We start from the raw sequence: 21190 nt of genomic DNA, 5'->3' as shown, positions 1-21190 counted from the left end.
ACCGACATTCATCGAACGACCCCGAGGAGGTGGAACTGATGGCTTTCGTCATCGGAGAACCGTGCGTGGACGTGAAAGACATGACCTGCATCGAGGAATGCCCGGTCGACTGCATCTACGAGGGCGAGCGCATGCTCTACATTCACCCCTCCGAGTGCATCGACTGCGCGGCGTGCGAACCGGTCTGCCCGGTCGAGGCCATCAAGCCGGCCCAGCACGTCGACGACCGCTGGCGGCCGTTCCAGGAATCGGCGAAGTCGGCGTTCGACGTACTCGGCAGCCCGGGCGGGTCCACCAAGGTCGACCCCCCGATCGAGGACACGGAGTACGTGAAGAACTTCGAAAAGAACTAGCCGCGACACTGCGCGCTTCGGACCGGTATCGGCGGCGAGCGGGTCACAAAGGAGTTCCGGATGACGTCAATGGCGACGATTGACTGCGAACGTGTGGACGAGCCCAGAGGGCACGGCCAGGCCTCCTTCGCGCGTTCCGAGACGGATCCATGGTCTTTGGTCCGTGCCTCGCAAGAGGGTGATCACCGGGCGTTCGGCCTGCTGTACAGCCGCTACTCGGTGGACGTGTACCGCTTCGCGCGAGGACGGCTGCGCGACGAACACGCTGCCGAAGACGTCACCAGCGAAACGTTCCTCCGTGCGCTTCGCAGCATCGGCACGGTGCGGTACTTCGGGTCCAGCGTCCGGGCTTGGCTGCTGACGATCGCCAGGAACCTCATCCTCGACCACGTGAAGTCGGGACGCTTCCGGCACGAGGTGATGGTCTCGGAGTTTTCCGAGCAGGAGCAGGCCGTCGTGATTCCGGAGTTCAGCGTCTTCTCGCAGCCCTGCCGGGACGAAATCGCCCGGCAGATGTTCGAGTTGAGTGAGGACCAGCGGATCTGCCTGCGGCTGCGGTTCTTCGACGGTCTGTCCGTGTCGGAAACGGCGCAGGTCATGCAGCGGAAGAGCAGCGCCGTGCGCGCACTGCAGCACCGCGCCGTCCGGCGGCTGGCAGAGCTGGTCGACCCGGTCGCGGTGGATTGAGACCTGAAGTGGAGACAGAAGTTGCTTCGTGCAGAACCCAGTCAGAAAGGCGTTCGCTGATGACGATGGTGTCAGTCGAGATTCCGCCGGCGGTGCGTCCCTTCCTGGAGAACGCGGCCGCGAGCATCGTCATCGGTGCCGAGAAGACGACGGCGGCCGGAGGGGGCGAGATCCCGACCACGGACCCCGCCACGGGTGCGCTGCTGGCGAACATCGCGGCCGGCGGCAAGACGGACGTGGACCGTGCCGTCGAGGCCGCGCACAAGGCCTTCGCCGGTTGGCGGCGCCTCAGCCCGGCTGCGCGCGGCCGCGTGCTGCTCGATGTCGCCGACGCGATCGACGAGTACGCCGAGGAACTGGCCACCCTCGAGACGCTGGACAACGGGAAGCCGCTCACCGAGTCGACCTACCTCGACGTCAGCCTCTCCGCGCAGATCTGGCGGTACTTCGGCGGGTGGACCACGAAGCTCGGCGGCCAGACACTGCCGGTGTCGCCCGCGGTGGGCGAAGCCCTGGTCTACACCCAGCGCGAGCCGCTCGGCGTGGTCGGCGCGATCGTGCCGTGGAACTTCCCGTTGATGATCGCGTCGTGGAAGGTGGCACCGGCGCTCGCCGCGGGGAACACCGCGGTGCTCAAGCCTTCCGAGTTCACGTCGTTGAGCGCACTGCGGCTGACCGAGGTCGCACTCGAAGCGGGGCTGCCCCCGGGCGTGCTGAACTTGGTGACGGGTCTGGGACCGGAAGCCGGCCAGGCCCTCATCGACCACCCGGGCGTCGCGAAGATCTCGTTCACCGGGTCGACCGAGACCGGGCGGCGGATCGTGACCGCCAGCGCCGGGAGCTTGAAGAAGCTCACGCTCGAGCTGGGCGGGAAGTCCGCGAACATCGTCTTCCCGGACGCCGACGTCGAGGCGGCGGTGCAGGGTGCCTTCAACGCCATCTTCCTGAACCAGGGTCAGGTGTGCTGTGCGGGCTCGAGGTTGTTCGTGCACCGCGACATCCACGACGAGGTCGTGGCCGCCCTCGCCGCGGAGGCCCGGGGAATCCAGCTGGGCCACGGCCTGGACGACGACACCCAGATGGGTCCGTTGATCTCGGCGCGGCAGCTGGACCGGGTGGAAGGCTTTGTCGGCGCGGGTGTTCGCGACGGCGCGACACTGGTGTGCGGCGGCGAACGGCCCGGAGGCGCGCTGTCCGGTGGACACTTCCTCGAGCCGGCGATCTTCACCGACGTGCGGGACGAGATGTCCATCGCCACCGACGAGATCTTCGGCCCGGTGCTCTCGGTCCTGAAGTTCGACGACGAGGACGAGGCGGTGCGCCGCGCCAACTCCAGCGTCTACGGACTCGCCGCGGGCGTGTGGACCAACGACCTGAAGCGAGCCCACCGCGTCGCGCGTGAACTGGAAGCGGGCACGGTCTGGGTCAACATGTACAACATGATCGACCCGGCGGCTCCCTTCGGCGGCTACAAGTCCTCGGGCTACGGCCGTGACCTCGGCGAGGAGTCGCTGCTGGGGTACACGCAGATGAAGTCGGTCTGGATCGGGATGGACTGAACCCCGCCGTCCGTCCACATTCCACAGTTTTCCGAAAAAAACTCAGTGAGGAGTGCAAAATGGGTGCGTTCAAGGATGACTCCGAGGTCTACAAGTACATCGGCGGTGTCTTCGAGAGCGGTCTGGCCGACCCGGAGGTGGGCCCGAAGCTGAAGGGCTCCGGCGTCGTCCTCCAGATCACCTACACCGACCCCGACTCGGTCCTGACGGTCGACTTCCCCTCCGGTGAGGTGCACACGGGCGCGAGCGACCTGACGCCGCACGTCGAGCTGTTCATGACGGCCGACACCGGCAACCGGTTCTGGCTGGGCAAGGTGAACTTGTCCGTCGCGATGGCCAAGGGGCAGGTCCGAGCGAAGGGTCCGGTCTCGAAGATCCTGAAGCTCGTGCCGGCGGCGAAGTCGCTGTTTCCCGCCTACGAGTCGTTGCTCGAGCGTGACGGCCGTGACGACCTGCTGAAGGCGTGAGCGGCAGACAGAGTTCCGATGACGACGTCGTCGGCGTGACGGAGGTCGAGTAATGCGCAGCACCATGCAGGGCACACCGCTCACGGTCGCGTCGATCCTGCGGCACGGCGTGGAGGTCCACGGCGACCGGCGGGTGATCACCGCGACGGGTGACGGGTTCCGCCGGTCGACCTACGAGCAGGTGGGTCGGCGGTGCGGTCAGCTCGCCAACGCGTTGCGCCGCCTCGGGATCGCCGGCGACGACCGGGTGGCCACGTTCCAGTGGAACAACCAGGAGCACCTGGAGGCGTACGCCGCGGTGCCTGCCATGGGCGCGGTGCTGCACACGCTCAACATCCGGTTGTCCGCCGAGCAGATCCGCTTCATCGCCGGGCACGCCGAGGACAAGGCCGTCATCGTCGACTCGTCGCTCGTGCCGCTGCTGGCCCGCGTCCTGCCCGGGCTCGATACGGTCAAGGTCGTGCTGGTCACCGGCGACGACGGTGACCTGGCACCGCTGGAGGGCAGCGGCAAGGCGGTGCTCCGCTACGAAGACGTCCTCGGCGCGGAGTCACCGGAGTTCGCGTGGACCGACGCGGACGAGGACGCCGGGGCCGCGATGTGCTACACCAGCGGCACGACGGGCGACCCGAAGGGTGTGGTGTACAGCCACCGTTCGCTGTACCTGCACTCGATGGCCGCCTGCACGGGCAACGGACTGGGCATCGCCGAGCAAGACCGGATCCTGCCGATCGTGCCGATGTTCCACGCCAACGCGTGGGGCCTGCCGTACGCGGCCTTGATGGCCGGGGCGGAACTGCTGATGCCGGACCGGTTCATGCAGGCGGCCCCGCTGGCCAGGATGGTCCACACGGAACGGCCCACCGTGGCCGGCGCGGTCCCGACGATCTGGAACGACGTGCTCCTGGACACGGAGAAGGACGCCGGTCTGGATTTCTCGTCGTTGAGGCTGGTCGTCTGCGGCGGGTCCGCCGTGCCGCGCTCTCTCATGGAGGCGTTCGAGAACCGGCTCGGCGTCACCATCCTGCAGGCGTGGGGCATGACCGAGACCTCCCCGATGGCGTCGGTGGCTCGCCCGGCGGTCACCGCCGGCCCAGCCGATGCGTGGCGGATGCGGGCGACGCAGGGACGCCCGGTCTGTGGTGTCGAGATGCGGATCGTCGGCGACGACGGCACGCCTCAGCCGCGGGACGGGCAGGCCGTCGGCGAGCTGGAGGTGCGGGGACCGTGGGTGACCGGCTCGTACTACCAGGTCGACGATGACGCGCGCTTCCACGACGGATGGCTGCGCACGGGCGACGTCGGGCACATCAGCGCCGAGGGCTTCCTGACGCTGACCGACCGGATGAAGGACGTCATCAAGTCCGGCGGCGAGTGGATCTCGTCGGTCGAGCTCGAGTCGGCCCTGGCGGGGCACCCCGACGTGTTCGAAGCGGCGGTCATCGCAGCACCGGACGAGCGTTGGCAGGAACGTCCGCTGGCGGCCGTCGTCCTTCGTGAGGGAGCGATCGTCTCGCCGGGGGAACTCCGATCCTGGTTGTCGGACAAGCTGCCTCGGTGGTGGCTGCCCGAGCGGTGGACCTTCGTCGAGGAGATCCCGCGCACCAGCGTCGGGAAGTTCGACAAGAAGGTGCTGCGCGGGGACTACGCGGACGGCCGGTTGAAGGTGGAGACCCTCGAATGACCTTCCGCGCCGTGAAGTTCGCGGTGTAGCCGACTGTGAGGAGGAGGTGAGCGCATGGAGAGTGCCCCCAGCGCCTTGAAGATCGAATTCGACGGCGTGACGACGGTTCTCGGCGACGAACCGGTGCTGCACCGGCTTCGGCTGTCGGTGCCGGACGGGCAGGTCACGGTGATCCTCGGACAGTCGGGGTGCGGCAAGACGACTCTCCTGCGGCACCTCGTGGGCCTGCTGCCGCCGACGGGCGGCAGCGTCCGGCTGGACGGACGTGACGTCTGGTCGCTGACCTCGGCCGAGCTCGTCAGTGCTCGTGGCGGGATCGCGGCCGTGGTCGGCGGCTCACACCCGTTCGACAGCTGGCTGTTCTCCTCGATGAACGTCTACGAGAACGTCGCTTGTGTCCTGCGTCGTGCCGGTGCGACGGACGATGAGGTGCACGCGACCACCGCGCCGTTGATGCGGGAATTCGGCCTGGAGGCCTTCGCGCGTTCCTTCCCCGAGGAGATCCCCGCGCACGCGAGGCGCAGGGTGCTCCTCGCGCAGGCGTTGGTGTCCGGCATGCCGCTGATCGTCCTCGACGACGTCGACACCGCGCTCGATTCCCGCTACACGGGTGCCATCGTCAGGGCGATCAAGTCGGTCAACGAGAAGGCGCGGGCCACGGTACTGATCACGGCGAACGACCTGGACTTCGCACGGGAAGTGGCACACGAGGTCGCCGTCCTGTGGAACGGCAAGATCGTCTCCCACGGGCCGCCGGACGTCCTCCTGCGCGGCGTGCGGACCGGCGAAGAGTTCGCCAGGCGGTTCTTCCGGACGGACCTCGCCGGGCCGCTGTGCAGGGACGTCGTCGAAGGCGGCTTGCGAGGCGGCGAGCCGGCGAGGCGGTTCTTCGCGATCGATCCCGACCTGCCGGTGTGGTGGGTCGTCGCGCTCCTGCTGCTGGTAATCGTCTTCGTGTTCTGGTCCAGCGCGGGCACCGTCTTCGGCGGGCCGTGACGATGGATGATCCGTACCTGCAAAGCGTCCGCACGGCAAAGCTTGCGGCCTTGGCCCATGCGATCCGGATCGTTGACGACCACGGCGATCTCAACCACCGCTACCAGGCACTGATCGACGACTCGCAGGTCGTGCTGGACAGCAACCGGATCTGGTTGACCCAGGCACGGGGCCTGGTCAAACGGCTGGTCGTCCTGGCCAAGGCGGCGAACGAGACGTGTTGGACGCGGGCCTTGCCCAGGCGGACGGGCTCGTCCGGACCGGATTCCGGCTCTGGCACAAAGTCCGGTGCGCCACGAGGCGCTGATGTGTCGGATGGAGGTGGAAGACCGTCCATCGCTGGGTCGTCGTAGCGGCCTGGTGCAGCTGGAGGCAGCCTGAACCGGGGGTCGCCGGGGAGGGTGGGAGCAGCCTCGACGAAGTCGCGTCGGTCCAGCACTGCCGGATGGGCCGGGCGCGGTGAGCGAGACGGGAAGGTATACGCGAGAAACCGGTGTTGTTACGCCTCTTCATGGGCCGCCAGCTCGAACCCGGTGGATCTGGGCTGGTTCGCGGTGCGCACCCGCCCCTCATTTCGGGTGGGGAACTTCTGGTCGGGTATCGAATGCCTGGGCTGGGAGGTCACGGCGAAGGACTACGGCGTAGCAACGGTTATCTTGAGCTTTCGATTTGATCCCGGCTGTGACCTGGGCGGCCACGTCGTGAACGGTGTCGCCGACGCGGCCGCCGCTGGTAGTGGGATCCCTGTCAGCAGGGCCCGATCGTTACCGAAGAGCGACGTCGTTTGCCGGGAGCAGTCGGGTCGCTGGCGTCGGGTGTATGACGAAGCTGGCCGAGGGCGTGGGCCAGTTGGCGCCGCAGGCGCTGGTTTTCCTCTGCGAGTTCACGGTTTCGTTTGAGTGCAGCATCGAGCCTGGCCAGGGCCGAGGACTCGGTCGTGCGTTCGCTGGCCGGGATCGGCGGCGTGGGCGTGCGTCCCGTGGCCTCGCGGAGGCGCTCGATCTCGGCCCGGATGTCGGGCTGGGCGTAGAGCCAGGACCGGGAGACTGCAGCCGCAGTGGCGACAGTGTGGAAGGTGACCGGCGTGCCGGCATGGTCGAGTTCGCGTAGTGCTTGGATCGCTTTGGCCCGTGTCAACTCGTGGCGCCGCCGGGCGGCGGCGATGATCGGCTTAGTGTTGTCAGGACGCATCGGCGGCCGCCTCTTGCTGGCCGGGATCGTCGACCTCAAGCGTGGTGATGATCTTCTCCAAGTTGTCGGCGACCTGCCGGTTCATCTCCGCCTGCCGGGTGTGGCCGCGGGCCTCGGCCGCGGAGATGATCTGAAGGACTTCTTGATGGTGGTGCCGGTGCTGGGGCAGGAACTCGGCGGTCGTGACGAACATCGGGCATGTCAAACAAGCATTGGCATGCGGGCAGGTCTTGACCAGCGGCAACGAGCAGTAGCCGTTGGGCAGGGCCTGGGTGGCGCGGCCGATGCGTTGCTTGGCCCAGGCCGCCTCGGCCATCGGGCCGTCCGGGGCGAGGGTGACGGTTTGGCCGGTCGCGTTGACCTTGCGAGCCTTTTCCCAGTGCCGGCGGATTGTGGTGTCGGCCAGCCGGGCGTAGTGGGCCGTCATGGCATGAGAATCGTGATCGAGTATGCGTCGGACGACTTCTTGAGGGACGTCGAGGTTGATCAACCGGGTTCCGAGTGAGTGTCGGTATTGGTGCGGGGTGACATGGACAGGGTTGCCGTGGGCGTCGCGGATGTCGCAGCGGCGCAGCCATTCGGCCAGCGCGTGCTGGTAGCCGGAGTGGCTGGCGCGCTTGCTGCCGTCGGGGTTGGCTCTGGAGCGGGGAAAGAGCACTGGGATCCGGTTCGGCCAGCAGTCGCTGACTTTTCGTCGCTGCTTGATGATCTGGGCTTCGAGTTCCTCATCGATGGGCACGAGGGCCTCGCGTTTCATTTTGTGGTTGACGTAGCGCAGGTAGGGGGCGTTGTCGGCGTCGTGGACGACGCAGTCGACGGCCAGGCGCAGGGTGTCACCAAGCCGGAGCCCGCAGCGGATGAGGATGAGGGTGATCAGCCGACGGTCGGGGTCGTTCCACTGATTGAGGTTGTGGGGATCTTCCAGTTGCGTCATGACGTGTTCGGCCAGCGCCCGGGGAAGCAACTGCCCCTTCTTGGGGAAGTCCTCGCTGTGGAGCGTCGCATTCGCGGGCAGCGATTCATCCCACCCGTGCCGGCGGATGGCTTGCAGGAACAGGTGCAGCTGGCTGATGCGTTCGCCGTGGATCTTCTTGCCGGCCAGCTCGGTGTGCAGGTCGGCCAGGTAGCGTTCCAGCAGGGGCCGGTCGACCTGGGCGAGCCGGTCGACACCGACGGCGGGCGAGGTCAGGAACCGGCTGAAGCTGGTGAGCGCGAGCGCGGCCTTGGTGGCCGATCCGGTGCCGAGGCCGCTGCTCAGCCGCCACCGGATCCACCGCTTGGCCAGTTCTTTGAGCCAGGTCTGGCTGATCTGGTCGAACCGCACCGTCGCGGGCCCCTCCTCGACCCCTAGGTTGCGCAGCCGCCAGGCGTCACGGCGGTACTCGACGTCCCAGCCTCGGCCGAGATGCGACTCCTCGACCTTGCGGCGCGCATAGATGAGCAGCGCGCGACCGGAGTCGCCGTTGGAGAACCGTGCTCGCTTGGGGAATCGTTGCTTCCACGCCTGTAGCCAAGCGTGTTCGTCGTGGTCCAGCAGCGAGGAAACCTCGGTGGCGGCGAGGAAGTTGACCACGACCTGCACCGCGCTCGGCGCGATCCGGATCGCTGCATCGTCGTGCCGGCACTGCAAGGCGTACTGCGTCTCCAGTCGCAGATGCGCGTCCAGTTCGCGCAGGTCGATGCGCTCGTGGCCGGGTGTGGAGTCGTTCTCGTAGCCGCGGGCGTAGTCGTCGATGTCCGGCCGGCCTTGTTCTTTCCAGCGGATGCCGTGCGTCAGGCAGAACGGCAAGTCCGCATGGACCCATAGGTCGCAGTAGGCGATCCGGCATGTCGCCGGCGGATCGGGCTCCACTACCGGCGGCAGCGCGGCCACCCACTGGTTGAGGTCGGACTGGCCCGACCGCTGCCAGGCGTAGTGGTGGCGCGTGCACAGCCCCCGTTCCTTCCGTCCCCTGAGGCAGCCCGGAATCCGGCACGACGCCAAGGGCTGGTGACCCTTCATCCTCGGGTCGGTAGTGGCGATGAAGTGGCCCAGGTCTGGCTTTCCTTCGCGCCGCCAACGGCTGTCATGGCCGAAGCACAACCCTCGGATACGACCCGTGCGCCCGCATCCCGTTACCCGGCAAGGCTTTCCACCCAAGACAGGATCGTCCGGGCCGAACGCCAGAATCTCTGCTCTGAACTCCGGTCGGACCGCGGCGACCAGCTTCTCCAGCAGGCCTGGACGCACCGCGCCGACGGGCGTCACCTTGGACGTGGTCACCAGCTCACCTCGCGCCCCGTGAACCAGCCGGCCTTCTCCAACTCCCGCCGGGCGTCCTCGGCCGTGAGGTGCCCATAGACGGAAAGCGTGGTGGTCACAGAGGAATGACCGAGGAGTTTGGACACGACCTCGATCGGGACTCCGTCGCGCAACATCCTGGTCGCCGCCGAATGCCGGCACCAATGCGGGTCGAACGCGATCCCCGTTCGCCGCCGTAGTCGTCGCACCAGGTCATAGACTGCCGGGTAGGACCATGGGTGCCCCAGGGGCTGGGCCCACAAGTTGATGAACACGTAGTCCGAGTCCAGATCGCCATACTGCGCAGTGCAGATAGTCGCCCCACAACCGGATCAGTTCCGCCGACACCGGGATGGTGCGCTGCTCGCGCGACTTCGACCGCGCGCCGTTGTCGTTGATCCGCGGCACGATCGTCACCTCGCGTTCAGCCGCGGCGATGTCGGCGTGCCGAAGCCCCAACGCTTCGCCGACGCGAACGCCGCTGTCCCACAACAACGCAAGCAGGAAGCGATCCCGCAGTCGACCGCAGGCGTCCATGATGGACTGCATCTCCGCCACTGTCAGGACGCGAGGGAGCTTCTTCTCGGCCCGCAGCGAGATCGCCCGCCGAGGCTGGGGTTTGCCCTTGCTGATGTGGTGCAGGAACGGCTTCCACCCGCCCCGGCGGCCCGGTAGCTGCCAGGTGGTCAGCAGCTCGCCGACGTCCACGCCGTTGCGCGCTTGGTAGGTGTAGAACGCCGCCAGCGCCGAGAGCTTCCGGTTGACCGTGGACGCCGTCACGTGCGGCTGGACCGACGGCAACACGGCCACGTGGCCGTCGCGGCCGGCCGGCGGCAGCCGCAGCCACGCGACGTATTCACCGATGTCTTCCAACCGGGTCTCCCGCCAGTCCAACCCGCGCTGCCACAGAAAGACCCAGTAGTCCTTCAAATCATGGGCGTACGCCTTGACGGTGTTCGGGGATCGCTCGATGTCGGTCAGGTAGGTCAGATACCGCTCGATCGGCTCGACCTGGATACCGTCCTCGTTCAGGACGGTCCAGGATGGAACCCGGGACGCGGGCATCGCCACGCGCTGAACGTGCACAACTCCTCCAACGTGATCAACGTGATAGACGAGCCGGAGATAACCACGTCCACCAGGTCGATCACGCCGCCCCACGAACCCGTGGCGCACATGGAAGACACACGTTCAGCAGCTCAAGATAACAACGGAAATGTGCTTCAGCTGGACCTTCGCGGCCAGCAGCCCTCCGGGGCGGTAGGCCAGTTCAAGGGCCAGGGTTCGGCGCATGGCGCGCATGGTGACGTTGTCCTCGGGGATGGAAGCCAGTCCGAGTCGGCGACCAGTGGGACCATTCACCCAGTTGCGGAACCATCGATAGCGGACGTCGAAGGCGAACCGTCCGAACAACAGGGCGCCGGACTGGGGATCGTCCAGGAGTTGCTCGGCCAGGCCGGCGGCCAGGTAGGCCGGTTCGACGACGACCCACTCGTCCTCGACGCCGCCCAGCGGCTTGCCCTTGACGACGCGGCTGGCCAGCCGGTAGCGCACCAGCCCCGGTGCGTGTTCTTGCGGGGGCTGGCGGCAGCCGGCCCGCAGCTCCATCAGCTCGCTCGAGCGCATCCCGCTGGTCAGGGTGATCGTGATGATTGCCGCGGTGCGGACTGCACCCAGTAACGTGCGTGCCTCGGCGTCATGCAAGGGAAGAGTCCAGGGGACCGTCTCGTTGTCGTTGTTGGCGAGAGGAACGTGTGTGGCGTTGCGTCCCAAGGGTTTCTCTGCCCCGACGACGTCGAGCGTCGACTCGATCACATCGCGCAGCGTGCGCGTCCAGCTCGGGTTGAAGACGACGTAGCCGGCTTGCCTGGCCAAATTGTCGAGCGCGAGCGGGGTCAGCGGGTCGTTGACGGACCAGCCCGCGTCCACGCGCTCGGCGACGATATGGTCGGGAAGCAACGGCAACGGTCGACGGGCCTGCCGGTATTCGCTGAGGACGCGGGCGAATCCCTTTCGAGATTCTGGGGGTTGTTTGCGGAGGTCATGGGCGGGGTCTCGGCGACGCTTCCACTGGCGTTGCTCGCGCATCTGAGCGGTGAGTTCGGCCGTGCGCGGGCCGATCACGGTCACCAGGTAGAGCGCTGCGGCCAGCAGAGGTTGCAGCACTCGATCGTCCAGTGGCGGGGTGGTGTTGCCGTCCCGGCCGGATCGCATCTCGGCGACGGCCGATGGAGAAGCGCCCGACCAAGGCCGCAGGTCCGCCCGGACCCGATCAGTGGTGAACAGCTCCCGATAGTTGAGCAAGTCGACGACCGTCTGCGCAGCGGCTCGGCGGACGGCGGGACTGCGATCACCGACAACGACACCGTCCGCGTCACGAACGTAGCGGCGGTGGGCCAGGTATGCCGCGCAGCAGTCCTCGTCGACCTCGTCGAGGCTGACGATGCCGTACTTGGCGAGCCAGGTGAACCACCGGGTCAGCTCGGCCAGTCGTCCGTGGCAGGTCTGTGGGTGCAGCGGTGTGCGCAGGGCGCGCGGCAGCACCGCGACGGCTTCGTGTCGAGGCGCAAGCAGGGCCAGGACCAGTTCCTTGGCAACCAGCCGCCAGCGGGCGTCGGCGATGAGGGTGAAGTCGAACCGGCGGCGGGCCGGCGTCATCTGCACCCGTAGACCGATGACCTCGGTGAAATCCCAGACGTCCTCATCGAAAACCGGTCCCGTGGTTCTCACCGGCAATGCCAGACCCGCTTCGACGCAGACAGTCGCTCCCGCGAAGACTGAACGCGTTTGGTCACTGATGCTCCTATGGTTTGTCAAGCGGTAGCTGGAAGTTCGTGGTCGGGGGCGTGCAGTGTGGTGATGACTTTGTAGATCTCGCGGGCGAGGTAGCGTTTGAGGCAGCGAAGGATGTCCTTTGTGGATAGTTGTTGCTGGGCGCGGCGGTCGCGGTAGGCGCGGGTTCTGGGGCAGGTGGCCAAGCGTGTGCAGGCGATCAGGTGCAGGGCGCGGTTGGCTTGGCGGTCGCCGCCGCGGGACAGGCGGTGGCGGTGGGTCTTGCCGCTGGAAGCGGGGATTGGGGCGGTGCCGCAGAGAGCGGCGAAGGCGGCCTCGGATCCGATTCGGTCGGGGTTGTCGCCGGCGGTGATCAGGAGCTGGGCGGCGGTCTCGTAGCCCACGCCGTGGATGGCGATCAGCCGGGGACAGGCCCGTTCAACCAGCGGCCGCAGCTGGGCATCCAGATCAGCGATCTCGGTGGTCAGGTTGCGGTGGCGGCGGGCCAAGGCGCGTAGCGCCACCCGGGCAGCTGCCTGCGGGCTGGCCGGGTCGCCTGCCGGGCGCAAGCGCAGGCATGCCTCAACCAGGCCGACCGCGCCGAGGCCGCGTAGCCGGTCGCGCAGGTCGGCTGGGGCGGTCACCAGCAGCGACCGTAGCTCGTTCATCGCGGCCGTACGGGATTTAACCGCGCCGGCGCGGGTGGTGTGCAGGGTGCGGATTGCCTCCACGATTCCGCTGCCCGCCTTGGGAATGGCCGTGGCCCGGCCGGCGAGCACGGCCTCGGCGGCGGCGTAGGCATCGAGCGGGTCGGACTTGCCCTTCGCGCGGCGCTGGCGGCGGTCGGGCCGGTTGACCTCGACAACCGTCACGTCCGTGCTGGCCAGGTGGCGCGCCAGGCCCGCCCCGTAAGAACTGGTGCCCTCCACGCCGACCGCGTGCAGTCTGCCGTGTGAGCGCAGCCAGCTCAGCAGCTGGTCGTATCCCCGCTGGGTGGCGGGGAACTCCGCATCGGCCACCCGCGCGCCGTTGAGCAGCACCACCGCCGCGTGATGGGTGTCGCCGTGGGTGTCCACCCCACCGGCAATCCTGCGCTTGCTGGGCTTTTTCATCTGACCGCGTTGTGCCATCCTGGGGCCTGTCGCCTTCCTGCGGGACGTTCCGGGCAAGGCGGCACGCGCCGGACGGCTGGGCGGACAAACCAGTGATGGGCGGTCGCAAGCTCCTATCAAGTCACGTCCCGGCCCTCCGGCGCGTACCAAGCAGACGCCCCGGCAAGGCCGACAGATCGGGGCGAAGACACTCCCATTCGAGGTCAGGGTTTGATCGAGTCAGACCCCGCCGGTGACGTCTGCCCCGCAAGTCTCACTGGGTTTGATGGAGACTCCACGTGTGAGTGGAGAATATGATCATGGGACGGTCGTCGAGGTACCCGCGTGAGCTGCGTGAACGCTCGGTTGCGTTGGTGTTTGAGCAGGTGGGGCAGTATTCGTCGCAGTGGGACGCGATCCGGTCGATCGCGGAGAAGGTGGGGGTGACGGCGGAGACGCTGCGCCGGTGGGTGCGCCAGGCGGAGGCGGGTGCCGGGGAGCGACCGGGGCCGACGAGCGCGGAGGCGGAGCGGATTCGTGAGCTTGAACGCGAAAACCGAGAATTGCGTCGGGCGACGGAGATTTTGAAAGCGGCGTCGATTTTCTTCGCGTCAATGTCATGATCTTGGTGTCCGGCAGGGTTCGCTCGTTTCTTCGCTGCCCCAGGCGACTGGTGGCTTGTCCTGATGTGCGGCCCCGCCGGACACCCGCTGGGCGAGGATGTGGCTTCATAGGAGCGCGCCGCAGGCCCGATTGACGCGTGCCCGCCTCGCCCGATGGTGTCATCGGTCTGCGAGGAAAGGGAACCCGGGTTGAGCATGGTCGTGATCGGTGTGGATGCGCACAAACGCAGCCACACGCTGGTAGCCGTTGACGGGATCGGCCGGAAGCTGGCCGAGCGGACGGTCGGCACCACCAGCGAGGACCACTTGAAGATTGTGGAATGGGCCGGCCAGTGGCCGAACGCGCGCTTCGCGGTCGAGGATTGCCGGCATGTCACACGCAGGCTGGAACGTGACTTGCTGAGCGCCGGGTGCGCGGTGGCGCGGGTGCCCACCCATCTGATGGCCGCGTCCCGTCGCAGCGGGCGCGCGCCCGGGAAGTCCGACCCGATCGATGCGTTGGCAGTGGCGCACGCGGCTCTGCGCGAGCCAGACCTGGCCGTCGCGCAGCTGGATGGGCCGACTCGCGAGGTGAAGCTGCTGGTCGACTACCGCCACAACCTCGTCGAGCAGCGCACGGAGCTGATCAATCGGTTGCGCTGGCACCTGCACGAAATCGACCCGAACTTGCATGTCCCCGCGCGTGGTCTGCGCCGTTACTGCGTCATCGATGAGTTGGCCCGCCGCCTGGCCGGCCGCGACGGTCTTGTGGCGCGCATCGCCCGCGAACTGCTGGCTCGCTGCCGGGAGCTCACGATGCAGATCAACGCCCTGGAGCGTGAACTGCGTGACCGGGTGCGCGTCCTGGCGCCCACGCTGCTGGAAGTCCCCGGCTGCGGGGTTCTGGGCGCCGCGGTTATCCTTGGGGAAACGGCTGGGGCGCAACGGTTTCGCTCGAAGGACGCTTACGCCCGGTTCAGTGGAACCGCCCCGATCCCCGTCTGGTCGGGCAGCAGCTCTGGCAAGGTCCGGCTCAATCGCGGCGGCAACCGCACCATCAACTGCGCCCTGCACATGATCGCCATCACCCAGGTTCGAGGCATCGGACCGGGCAAGGACTACGTCGACAAGCTCCTCGCGCGCGGCAAGACCCGCAAAGAGGCCATCCGCCTGCTCCGGCGACGGCTCTCCGACGTTGTGTTCCGCGCACTTCTGGCCGACGAGCACCGTGCCGCGCCGGCCAAGCGGCCGACCACAACCGAATCTGCACCGCTGCCGCAGGCGGCTTGACATAGGGGCTTGACATAGGAGCATCAGGGAGCTCGACCCTCGACAGTCACGCTCGTAACGTTCATCACGGAATGCAAGGACCGGTTCGGAGTCGAGCCGATCTGTACCACGCTGACCGAGTTCGGTGTGAAGATCGCTCCGTCCACTTACTATGCGGCTTTGACGCGCCCGAAGTCGGCGCGGGAGGTGCGTGATGAGGAATTGAAGAAGGAAATCCAGCGCGTGTATGACGAGAATTACCAGGTTTACGGCGCCCGGAAGATTTGGCGGGAATTGCGGCGTGAAGGCGTCGCGGTGGGGCGGTGCCGGGTGGAGCGGCTCATGCGGAACATGGGCCTGGCCGGCGCTGTTCGTGGGAAGACGGTCCGTACCACCGTGTCCGACAAGGACGGTGTCCGAGCCCTGGACCTGGTGAAACGCCAGTTCACGGCGGGCGCGCCGAATCGGTTGTGGGTGGCGGACTTCACCTACGTGTCCACCTGGGCGGGCACTGTGTATACCGCGTTCGGGATTGACGTGTTCTCCCGAAAAATCGTCGGGTGGACGTGCAGCATGTCCAAGGAAACAGACCTAGTCCTCGACGCCATCGACGCCATCGAAATTGGCTTGCGGGACAGATCGTACCAGTGGAAGGAAGGTGAGGACAAGCTGGTTCATCATTCTGACGCGGGCAGTCAGCTTGAGATCAATCGGTCGTCGCAACACCGGCTTGCTGGAGCGACAATAGCTGATCGTTGAGGGCTTCGGCAGGCGTCTTCCAGCCAAGTGCCTTGCGGGGCCTGCTATTGAGAGCGGCAGCAACGGCGTCGAGTTCGTCACGGCTCCAGCGGGACAGATCGGTGCCCTTGGGAAAGTACTGGCGCAGCAAGCCGTTCGTGTTCTCGTTGGTGCCGCGTTGCCAGGGACTGTGCGGGTCGGCGAAGTAGACCTTGATGCCGGTATCGATGCGCAGCCGGGCGTGCTGGGCCATCTCCTTTCCGCGATCCCACGTCAACGACCGCCGCAGCGGTTCGGGCAGCGTGGCGATGGCCGAGGCGATCGCGTCCCGGACGGCCTCGGCGCCGCGGCCGGCGAGAGCGGGACCGTTGTGCACTCGCGGTTCGACGCCGTGACCGTCCATGCGAGGCAGGTGAAGCAGCATCGTGAACCTGGTGCTCCGGTCGACCAGCGTGCCGATCGCGGAGCTGCCCACGCCGATGATCAGTCGGGTAGCGGGGACGCATTACTGCGTCCCCGCCCCCTCAGAACCGTGCAAGCAGCTGTTCACCGCACACGGCTCAAGCAAGCCCCAAGGGCTCGGGGTCAGGAGAAGGCGCGGGATTTGTCGGCCTGACGGCTCCAATCCGTCGCCGACAAAGGGTGTGAAGGAGACGGAGCCTGTGATCGTCCGGCGAGTCATCGTCTGTGAAGGCGATGTACTGCTTGGAGATCGCCTTCCTGATGACGGCCCGCCACGTTTCCCATTCGTGGGGGCTTCGTGGCGGGTGATCGGCGTGCAACAGAAGTCCTCCGCAGGTCGGGCAACTGAGGTTCCGACTTGTATGTGGCTACCGGTTGGACAGGTTGGATGATCACTGGCCGTAGTCTGCCGGAGGTGTCGGGTTGGGCTCGCTCGTGAGGTTCCTGCCGCCCGGATGGGTTGGCTCGCCGGGGGTGTGTGGCCTGGCTCGGCACCGGCTGCGGTCTGACTCAACAGAGGTGTGAGCGTCACAGGCTGAAAGTCGGAATGTCGACCGCGGCTTCCCGTATCTCGCATGGAGGAGCGCGGTTGATGGTCGTCATCGGGGTTGATCCGCATAAGTCCAGCCACACGGCGTCGGCGTTGGATCCGCAGACCCACCGTCCACTGGAGACGGTTCGGATCGACGCGGCGTTACCGGAGTACCGCCGGTTGCTGGCGTGGGCGAAGCAGTTCTCCGAGCGCCGGTGGGCGGTGGAGAACGCGCGAGGGCTCGGGCGGCACCTGGCGCAATGGTTGATCGCACGTGGCGAGACAGTGGTGGACGTGCCGCCGACGGCCACCGCCAGGGTCCGGGAGCTTTCCCGAGGCGGGCGCCGCAAAAACGATGCTCTGGATGCCGCGGCAGCGGCCAGCGTGGCCGCCCTGCAAGGCGATGCCCTGCCGGTGACTGCCGAGGGCGCCTCGACAGTGCTGGGGCTGTTGGACGAGCGTCGCCTCAACCTGACCCAGCAGCGCACGCGCACGGTCAACCAGTTACACGCCCTGCTGCGTGACTTGCTTCCCGGCGGCGTGCCCACCGACCTCACCGCCGACCAGGCCGCCGCCGCTCTGACCCGAAGCCGACCGCAATCGTCAGTTGAACGAGCCCGCAAGGACCTCGCCCGGGAGCTGATCACCGACATCCGCGCGCTGGATCGCCGGCTGAAAGCGAACAAACAACGCATGGAAGAGGCGATCAAGGACTCCAATAGCCGCCTGACCGACATCGCCGGCGTGGGGCCGGTCGTGGCAGCCCGGCTGCTGGGACGCACCAGCCTGGCATCTCGATTCCCGACAGCCGCAGCTTTCGCGGTCTACACCGGTGTCGCACCCATCGAGATCGCCAGCGCCGACAAGGCCCGGCACCGACTCTCACGCCAGGGCGATCGCCAACTGAACAACGCCCTGCACACCATCGCCCTCACACAGGTGCGCATGCACGGCAGCCGGGGACGCCTCTACTACGACCGCAAGATCGCCGAAGGCAAGACCCACAACGAAGCCATGCGCTGCCTCAAACGCCGACTCGCCGACCACGTCTGGCGCACCATGATCGGCGACGAACAACGCCACGCTCCGTCAACACCACCACCACTTCACGCAGCCGCTTGACAAACACAGAGGAACCCCCGGGGAGTGGACACCGAGTTAGCAGGACGACCGTCCTGCTGGAAGGATGTCCATCATGCCTCCTCGCAAACGCCGGTCCTGCACGGCCGAGTACAAGGTCGAGGCTGCGCATCGTGTGATCGATTCCGACCGCACGATCGCCGACGTCGCCCGCGAACTGGGAATCGACCCAGGGATGTTGAGCACCTGGGTCAAAGACGAGCGGCGCAGGATCGCCGCCGCCGAGGTCCACGGGGAGAAACCCCTGGAGCCGGCCGAGCGGGCCGAGCTGGCGCGGCTGCGACGGCAGGTCGGCGAGTTGGAGAAGGACAACGCGTTCCTGGTAAAAGGTGTGCCACGAACACGAGACGCTGCGTGAAGTAGGTCAGGTAGCAGATCGTGGTGCTGTGCGGATGATGAAGGGGTTGTGGCCCTTCGGAGTCGCCCGTCGGGTGGGAGGCTCCAAACCACCTCATGCTGCGTTGGCTGACGACCGTCGTGGTGAGCGATGAGGAAAAGGTGCCCCGTTGGAGGGCGTCAGGCGGGGATCAGGAAGACGAACGTGAGTGAATCGCTGACGACGTGTCGAAATGGAAACAGATGACATCGAAACCGGGGCGTCTTTTTGGCACCGGGATAAGTCTGGCGGGGGTCCCGATTTCTGGCCAGGCGGTGTCCGGCATGGAGGCGACGTGAGCCTGATCTGCGGCGTTCGCACGGAACGTGGGAAGGCATGCCCTGATACTGCTGCTTCGGCAGCGAGAGGGAGTGCGCCAAGCAGCAAGAACTGTAAGGCGTTGAGTACCGATGCGGGGCGTGCTGGCGGACCGGCTCGTAGTAGTGGTGAAGCGCCTGTAATGGGTGTGGAGCGAAGGGGCCGGACCATTCGGGTCGCTGATGCGGTCAACCGGCAGCAGCCGGGAGGAGCCGCGTGAGTCGATCAGGGCCGTTGATGAAGCCGTTCGAAATTTCGAAATGGGCTGTGGCAAAAGCGTTTGGCAGGGTCAAGGTGAGTTTCCCCCCGTTTGGCGGACACCTGCGGTGTGGGGTCAGTGATCTTGGTCTGACCGGGTGTGCAAGGCGTCAAAGGTGACGGGGCTGTGCATCCCGATGGCGGAGTGTCTCCGTTTCGGGTTGTACCAGCATTCTATCCATTCGAATATCGCGTTGGCAAGCTGGTCGCGGGTTTCCCATTGTTTCTGGTCGAGGAGTTCGAGTTGGAGGGTTCCCCAGAACGATTCCATCATCGCGTTGTCGTAGCAGTCGCCGACGGTGCCCATGGAGGCGAGCAGTCCGGCGGCGCGGAGTCGCTGTCCGAATGCCCAGGAGGTGTATTGGGAGCCGTGGTCGGAATGCAGGATCGTCGCATTGTGGTCGGGTTTGCGTCGGATGATGGCCATGCCGAGCGCGTCGGTGACGAGTTCGGTGCGCATGTGGCCGGCGATGGACCAGCCGATGATCAGCCGGGAATGGGCGTCCATGACCGCGGCGCAGTACAGTTTCCCTTCGGCAGTGGGGTGCTCGGTGATGTCGGTGATCCACAGCCGGTCCGGCTCGGTGACGGCGAAGTGGCGGTTGACCAGGTCCGGGGCGGGTTCGGCGGCCGGGTCGCGAATGGTGGTCCGGGCTCGTTTCCGCCGGTAGAGGCCCTGGATGCCGGCCTCGCGCATGAGCCGTTCGACGCGTTTGCGGTTCACCGGCAGGCCCAAGCCCAGCGTCAATTCGGCGTGGACTCGCGGTGATCCGTAGGTTTGTCGGGAATCGGCATGGATCTGCTCGACGTGTTTCAGCAGCAGCTCGTTGTCCCGGTCTCGCTCGGATATCGGCCGATCGCGCCAGTCGTAATACCCGGAACGGGACACGTTCAGGACCCGGCAGGCCACCGCGACGTCGATTCCGTCGGCGGCGAGTTCGTGGACCAGCGGGAACGTTACTTTGGGAGGATGTTCTCGCGCGCGAAGTAGGCGGCGGCCCGTTTCAGGATCTCGTTTTCCAGTTCGAGTTGCCGGTTTTTGCGGCGCAGCTCGGCCAGTTCCTTCTTTTCCGAGCTGGAGAGCCGGGTGGCCGAACCGTTTTCGTCGGTGTCGGCCTGGGCCATCCAGTTGCGCAGGCAGGACTGGCTGATGCCCAGATCTTTCGCCAGTGCGGCGACGGGTTTGTCGCCCAGCCGGGCCAGCTCGACGGCACGCTGACGGAACTCAGGCAGGTGTGGTGCAGGCACGAGAACATCCTCCCTGGTGACCGGCGGTCACCTCAGGTGAGGTGTCCGGACAACCGGGGGAAGCTCAAGGCCAACAAGGGTGCCGCCGGGGTCGACAGTGTGTCGATCGAGGAATTCGAAGCCGACTTGCGGAACAATCTCTACAAGGTCTGGAATCGGATGTCCTCGGGGACGTACTTTCCGCCGCCCGTGCGGGCGGTGGAGATCCCGAAAACCGGTGGCGGAGTTCGTGTTCTGGGTGTTCCGACGGTTGCGGACAGGGTTGCGCAGACGGTGGTGGCCATGGAGATCGAGAAGCGGGTGGAGCCGATGTTCCATCCCGACTCGTACGGTTATCGGCCGAAACGCTCGGCGCTGCACGCGGTCGCGGCGTGCCGGCGGCGGTGTTTGAGAGCCGAGTGGGTGCTCGACTTGGACATCTCGAAGTTCTTCGACACCGTGGATCACGAACTGATGATGAAGGCGGTCCGGGCCAACACCGACTCAGCTTGGGTGGTGTTGTATGTGCAGCGGTGGCTGTCCGCGCCGCTGCAACGTTCGGATGGGACGCTGGAACGACGGGACCGGGGAACCCCTCAAGGGTCTGTGGTATCCCCGATTTTGGCGAACCTATTCATGCACTACGCCTTCGACGCGTGGATGGCTCGGAAGTTCCCGGGCGTCGCGTACGAGCGGTATGTGGACGACGCCGTTGTGCACTGTGTCAGCGAGAAGCAAGCGCTGATGCTGCGCGACGCCATCACCAAGCGCCTGACCAAGGTCGGGCTGACGCTGCACCCGGACAAGACGAAAGTCGTGTACTGCCAGAACTGGAACCGGCGGACCGGCTCGTATGAGCACACGTCGTTCACGTTTCTGGGGTACGAGTTCCGGGCGCGGACCGCGCGGGACAAAAACGGTCAGTTGTTCGGGTCGTTCCTGCCTGCGATCAGCAAAGAGGCCGAGAAGCGGATCAACCGCGAAGTGCGCGGTTGGCGGCTGCATCGGCATACCGACTGGACTCTGGGCCAGATCGCGCGATGGATCAACCCGATCGTGCGGGGCTGGTTGCAGTACTGATGGTGCTCTCCGAATAGGGCCAGTCCTGCTCTCTGAAATTCCCCAGTTGGGGTGTCCTGTTGGCGCGTCGTTTGCGCTGGTCAGTGGCCTCCGGGTGACGGTTTCGG

At 66.5% G+C, this 21190-nt stretch carries 19 protein-coding genes and 2 pseudogenes; 12 read left to right on the top strand and 9 right to left on the bottom strand.

The features are described from left to right. The first annotated feature begins 38 nt into the window (after nucleotides 1-38). The 6 genes from fdxA to ATK30_RS16680 are packed head-to-tail and all read left to right on the top strand — an operon-like array spanning nucleotide 39 to nucleotide 5746. Complete coding sequence (gene fdxA / locus ATK30_RS16705; protein ID WP_101440880.1) at nucleotides 39-353, top strand: ferredoxin; 315 nt, start codon at nucleotides 39-41, stop codon at nucleotides 351-353. Between the two features lie 60 nt (nucleotides 354-413). Then, nucleotides 414-1040, top strand: coding sequence for an RNA polymerase sigma factor (locus ATK30_RS16700; protein ID WP_244194631.1), 627 nt, complete (start codon nucleotides 414-416; stop codon nucleotides 1038-1040). 59 nt (nucleotides 1041-1099) lie between these two features. Next, on the top strand, nucleotides 1100-2599 hold the full coding sequence (locus ATK30_RS16695) for an aldehyde dehydrogenase family protein (protein WP_101436360.1): 1500 nt from the start codon (nucleotides 1100-1102) through the stop codon (nucleotides 2597-2599). Nucleotides 2600-2658: 59 nt separating this feature from the next. Then, the gene (locus tag ATK30_RS16690; RefSeq protein ID WP_101436359.1) at nucleotides 2659-3066 is read left to right on the top strand and encodes an SCP2 sterol-binding domain-containing protein; all 408 of its coding nucleotides are present in this window, start codon (nucleotides 2659-2661) and stop codon (nucleotides 3064-3066) included. Nucleotides 3067-3118: 52 nt separating this feature from the next. Beyond that, nucleotides 3119-4750 carry a long-chain fatty acid--CoA ligase gene (locus ATK30_RS16685; RefSeq protein WP_101436358.1) on the top strand — a complete coding sequence of 544 codons (1632 nt, stop codon included), beginning with the start codon at nucleotides 3119-3121 and terminating at the stop codon, nucleotides 4748-4750. 54 nt (nucleotides 4751-4804) lie between these two features. Next, nucleotides 4805-5746, top strand: a complete 942-nt coding sequence (locus ATK30_RS16680; protein ID WP_101436357.1) for an ATP-binding cassette domain-containing protein — start codon at nucleotides 4805-4807, stop codon at nucleotides 5744-5746. Between the two features lie 747 nt (nucleotides 5747-6493). Here the strand turns inward: ATK30_RS16680 and ATK30_RS16670 are convergent. From ATK30_RS16670 to ATK30_RS16650, 6 genes are all read right to left on the bottom strand, one after another. Next, nucleotides 6494-6937, bottom strand: a complete 444-nt coding sequence (locus ATK30_RS16670) for a DUF6262 family protein (RefSeq protein ID WP_101436356.1) — start codon at nucleotides 6935-6937, stop codon at nucleotides 6494-6496. Next, nucleotides 6927-9200: a tyrosine-type recombinase/integrase gene (locus tag ATK30_RS16665; protein WP_101436355.1), complete on the bottom strand. Its 2274-nt coding sequence runs from the start codon at nucleotides 9198-9200 to the stop codon at nucleotides 6927-6929. The genes ATK30_RS16670 and ATK30_RS16665 overlap by 11 nt, the downstream gene beginning before the upstream one ends. Continuing rightward, complete coding sequence (locus ATK30_RS46865) at nucleotides 9197-9493, bottom strand: tyrosine-type recombinase/integrase (protein WP_208637360.1); 297 nt, start codon at nucleotides 9491-9493, stop codon at nucleotides 9197-9199. The genes ATK30_RS16665 and ATK30_RS46865 overlap by 4 nt, the downstream gene beginning before the upstream one ends. After that, the gene (locus ATK30_RS16660) at nucleotides 9432-10283 is read right to left on the bottom strand and encodes a site-specific integrase (protein WP_229858600.1); all 852 of its coding nucleotides are present in this window, start codon (nucleotides 10281-10283) and stop codon (nucleotides 9432-9434) included. Before ATK30_RS16660 ends, ATK30_RS46865 begins: the two co-directional genes overlap by 62 nt. A gap of 126 nt (nucleotides 10284-10409) precedes the next feature. Further along, nucleotides 10410-11948, bottom strand: coding sequence for a hypothetical protein (locus ATK30_RS16655; protein WP_101436354.1), 1539 nt, complete (start codon nucleotides 11946-11948; stop codon nucleotides 10410-10412). Nucleotides 11949-12031: 83 nt separating this feature from the next. Continuing rightward, a complete protein-coding gene (locus ATK30_RS16650; RefSeq protein ID WP_229858590.1) occupies nucleotides 12032-13102 on the bottom strand; it encodes an IS110 family RNA-guided transposase in 1071 nt (356 codons plus the stop codon). A 299-nt stretch (nucleotides 13103-13401) separates the two neighbouring features. On the opposite strand from ATK30_RS16650, the pseudogene ATK30_RS16645 reads away from it, so the two are divergent. The 3 genes and pseudogenes from ATK30_RS16645 to ATK30_RS16635 all read left to right on the top strand — a co-directional run. Then, a pseudogene (locus ATK30_RS16645) lies at nucleotides 13402-13689 on the top strand (transposase); the annotation flags it as partial. A 210-nt stretch (nucleotides 13690-13899) separates the two neighbouring features. Next, on the top strand, nucleotides 13900-14973 hold the full coding sequence (locus ATK30_RS16640) for an IS110 family RNA-guided transposase (RefSeq protein WP_101434552.1): 1074 nt from the start codon (nucleotides 13900-13902) through the stop codon (nucleotides 14971-14973). Between the two features lie 63 nt (nucleotides 14974-15036). Then, the gene (locus ATK30_RS16635) at nucleotides 15037-15711 is read left to right on the top strand and encodes an IS3 family transposase (protein ID WP_107503638.1); all 675 of its coding nucleotides are present in this window, start codon (nucleotides 15037-15039) and stop codon (nucleotides 15709-15711) included. Here the strand turns inward: ATK30_RS16635 and ATK30_RS16630 are convergent. Further along, nucleotides 15659-16177 (bottom strand): annotated as a pseudogene (locus ATK30_RS16630) (IS30 family transposase); the annotation flags it as partial. The gene ATK30_RS16635 and the pseudogene ATK30_RS16630 overlap by 53 nt on opposite strands. A gap of 567 nt (nucleotides 16178-16744) precedes the next feature. Between ATK30_RS16630 and ATK30_RS16625 the strand changes: the two are divergent. Beyond that, nucleotides 16745-17806, top strand: a complete 1062-nt coding sequence (locus ATK30_RS16625) for an IS110 family RNA-guided transposase (RefSeq protein WP_101435776.1) — start codon at nucleotides 16745-16747, stop codon at nucleotides 17804-17806. A gap of 64 nt (nucleotides 17807-17870) precedes the next feature. Then, entirely contained in the window at nucleotides 17871-18182 is a 312-nt protein-coding gene (locus ATK30_RS16620; RefSeq protein WP_101436350.1) for a transposase, read from the top strand. A 670-nt stretch (nucleotides 18183-18852) separates the two neighbouring features. Here the strand turns inward: ATK30_RS16620 and ATK30_RS16615 are convergent. Both ATK30_RS16615 and ATK30_RS16610 read right to left on the bottom strand, forming a co-directional pair. Next, nucleotides 18853-19725: an IS3 family transposase gene (locus ATK30_RS16615; protein ID WP_244194938.1), complete on the bottom strand. Its 873-nt coding sequence runs from the start codon at nucleotides 19723-19725 to the stop codon at nucleotides 18853-18855. 8 nt (nucleotides 19726-19733) lie between these two features. Continuing rightward, on the bottom strand, nucleotides 19734-20024 hold the full coding sequence (locus ATK30_RS16610) for a transposase (protein WP_101440879.1): 291 nt from the start codon (nucleotides 20022-20024) through the stop codon (nucleotides 19734-19736). Between ATK30_RS16610 and ltrA the strand changes: the two genes are divergently transcribed. Then, nucleotides 20010-21083, top strand: coding sequence for a group II intron reverse transcriptase/maturase (ltrA, locus tag ATK30_RS16605; RefSeq protein WP_312878758.1), 1074 nt, complete (start codon nucleotides 20010-20012; stop codon nucleotides 21081-21083). The two genes, ATK30_RS16610 and ltrA, sit on opposite strands and share 15 nt — an antisense overlap. Nucleotides 21084-21190 lie beyond the last annotated feature (107 nt).

This window comes from Amycolatopsis echigonensis (assembly GCF_002846615.1).
Taxonomy (GTDB): domain Bacteria; phylum Actinomycetota; class Actinomycetes; order Mycobacteriales; family Pseudonocardiaceae; genus Amycolatopsis; species Amycolatopsis echigonensis.
The sequence above is the reverse complement of the archived record's forward strand: the minus strand, read 5'-3'. Positions and strand labels throughout refer to the sequence as shown.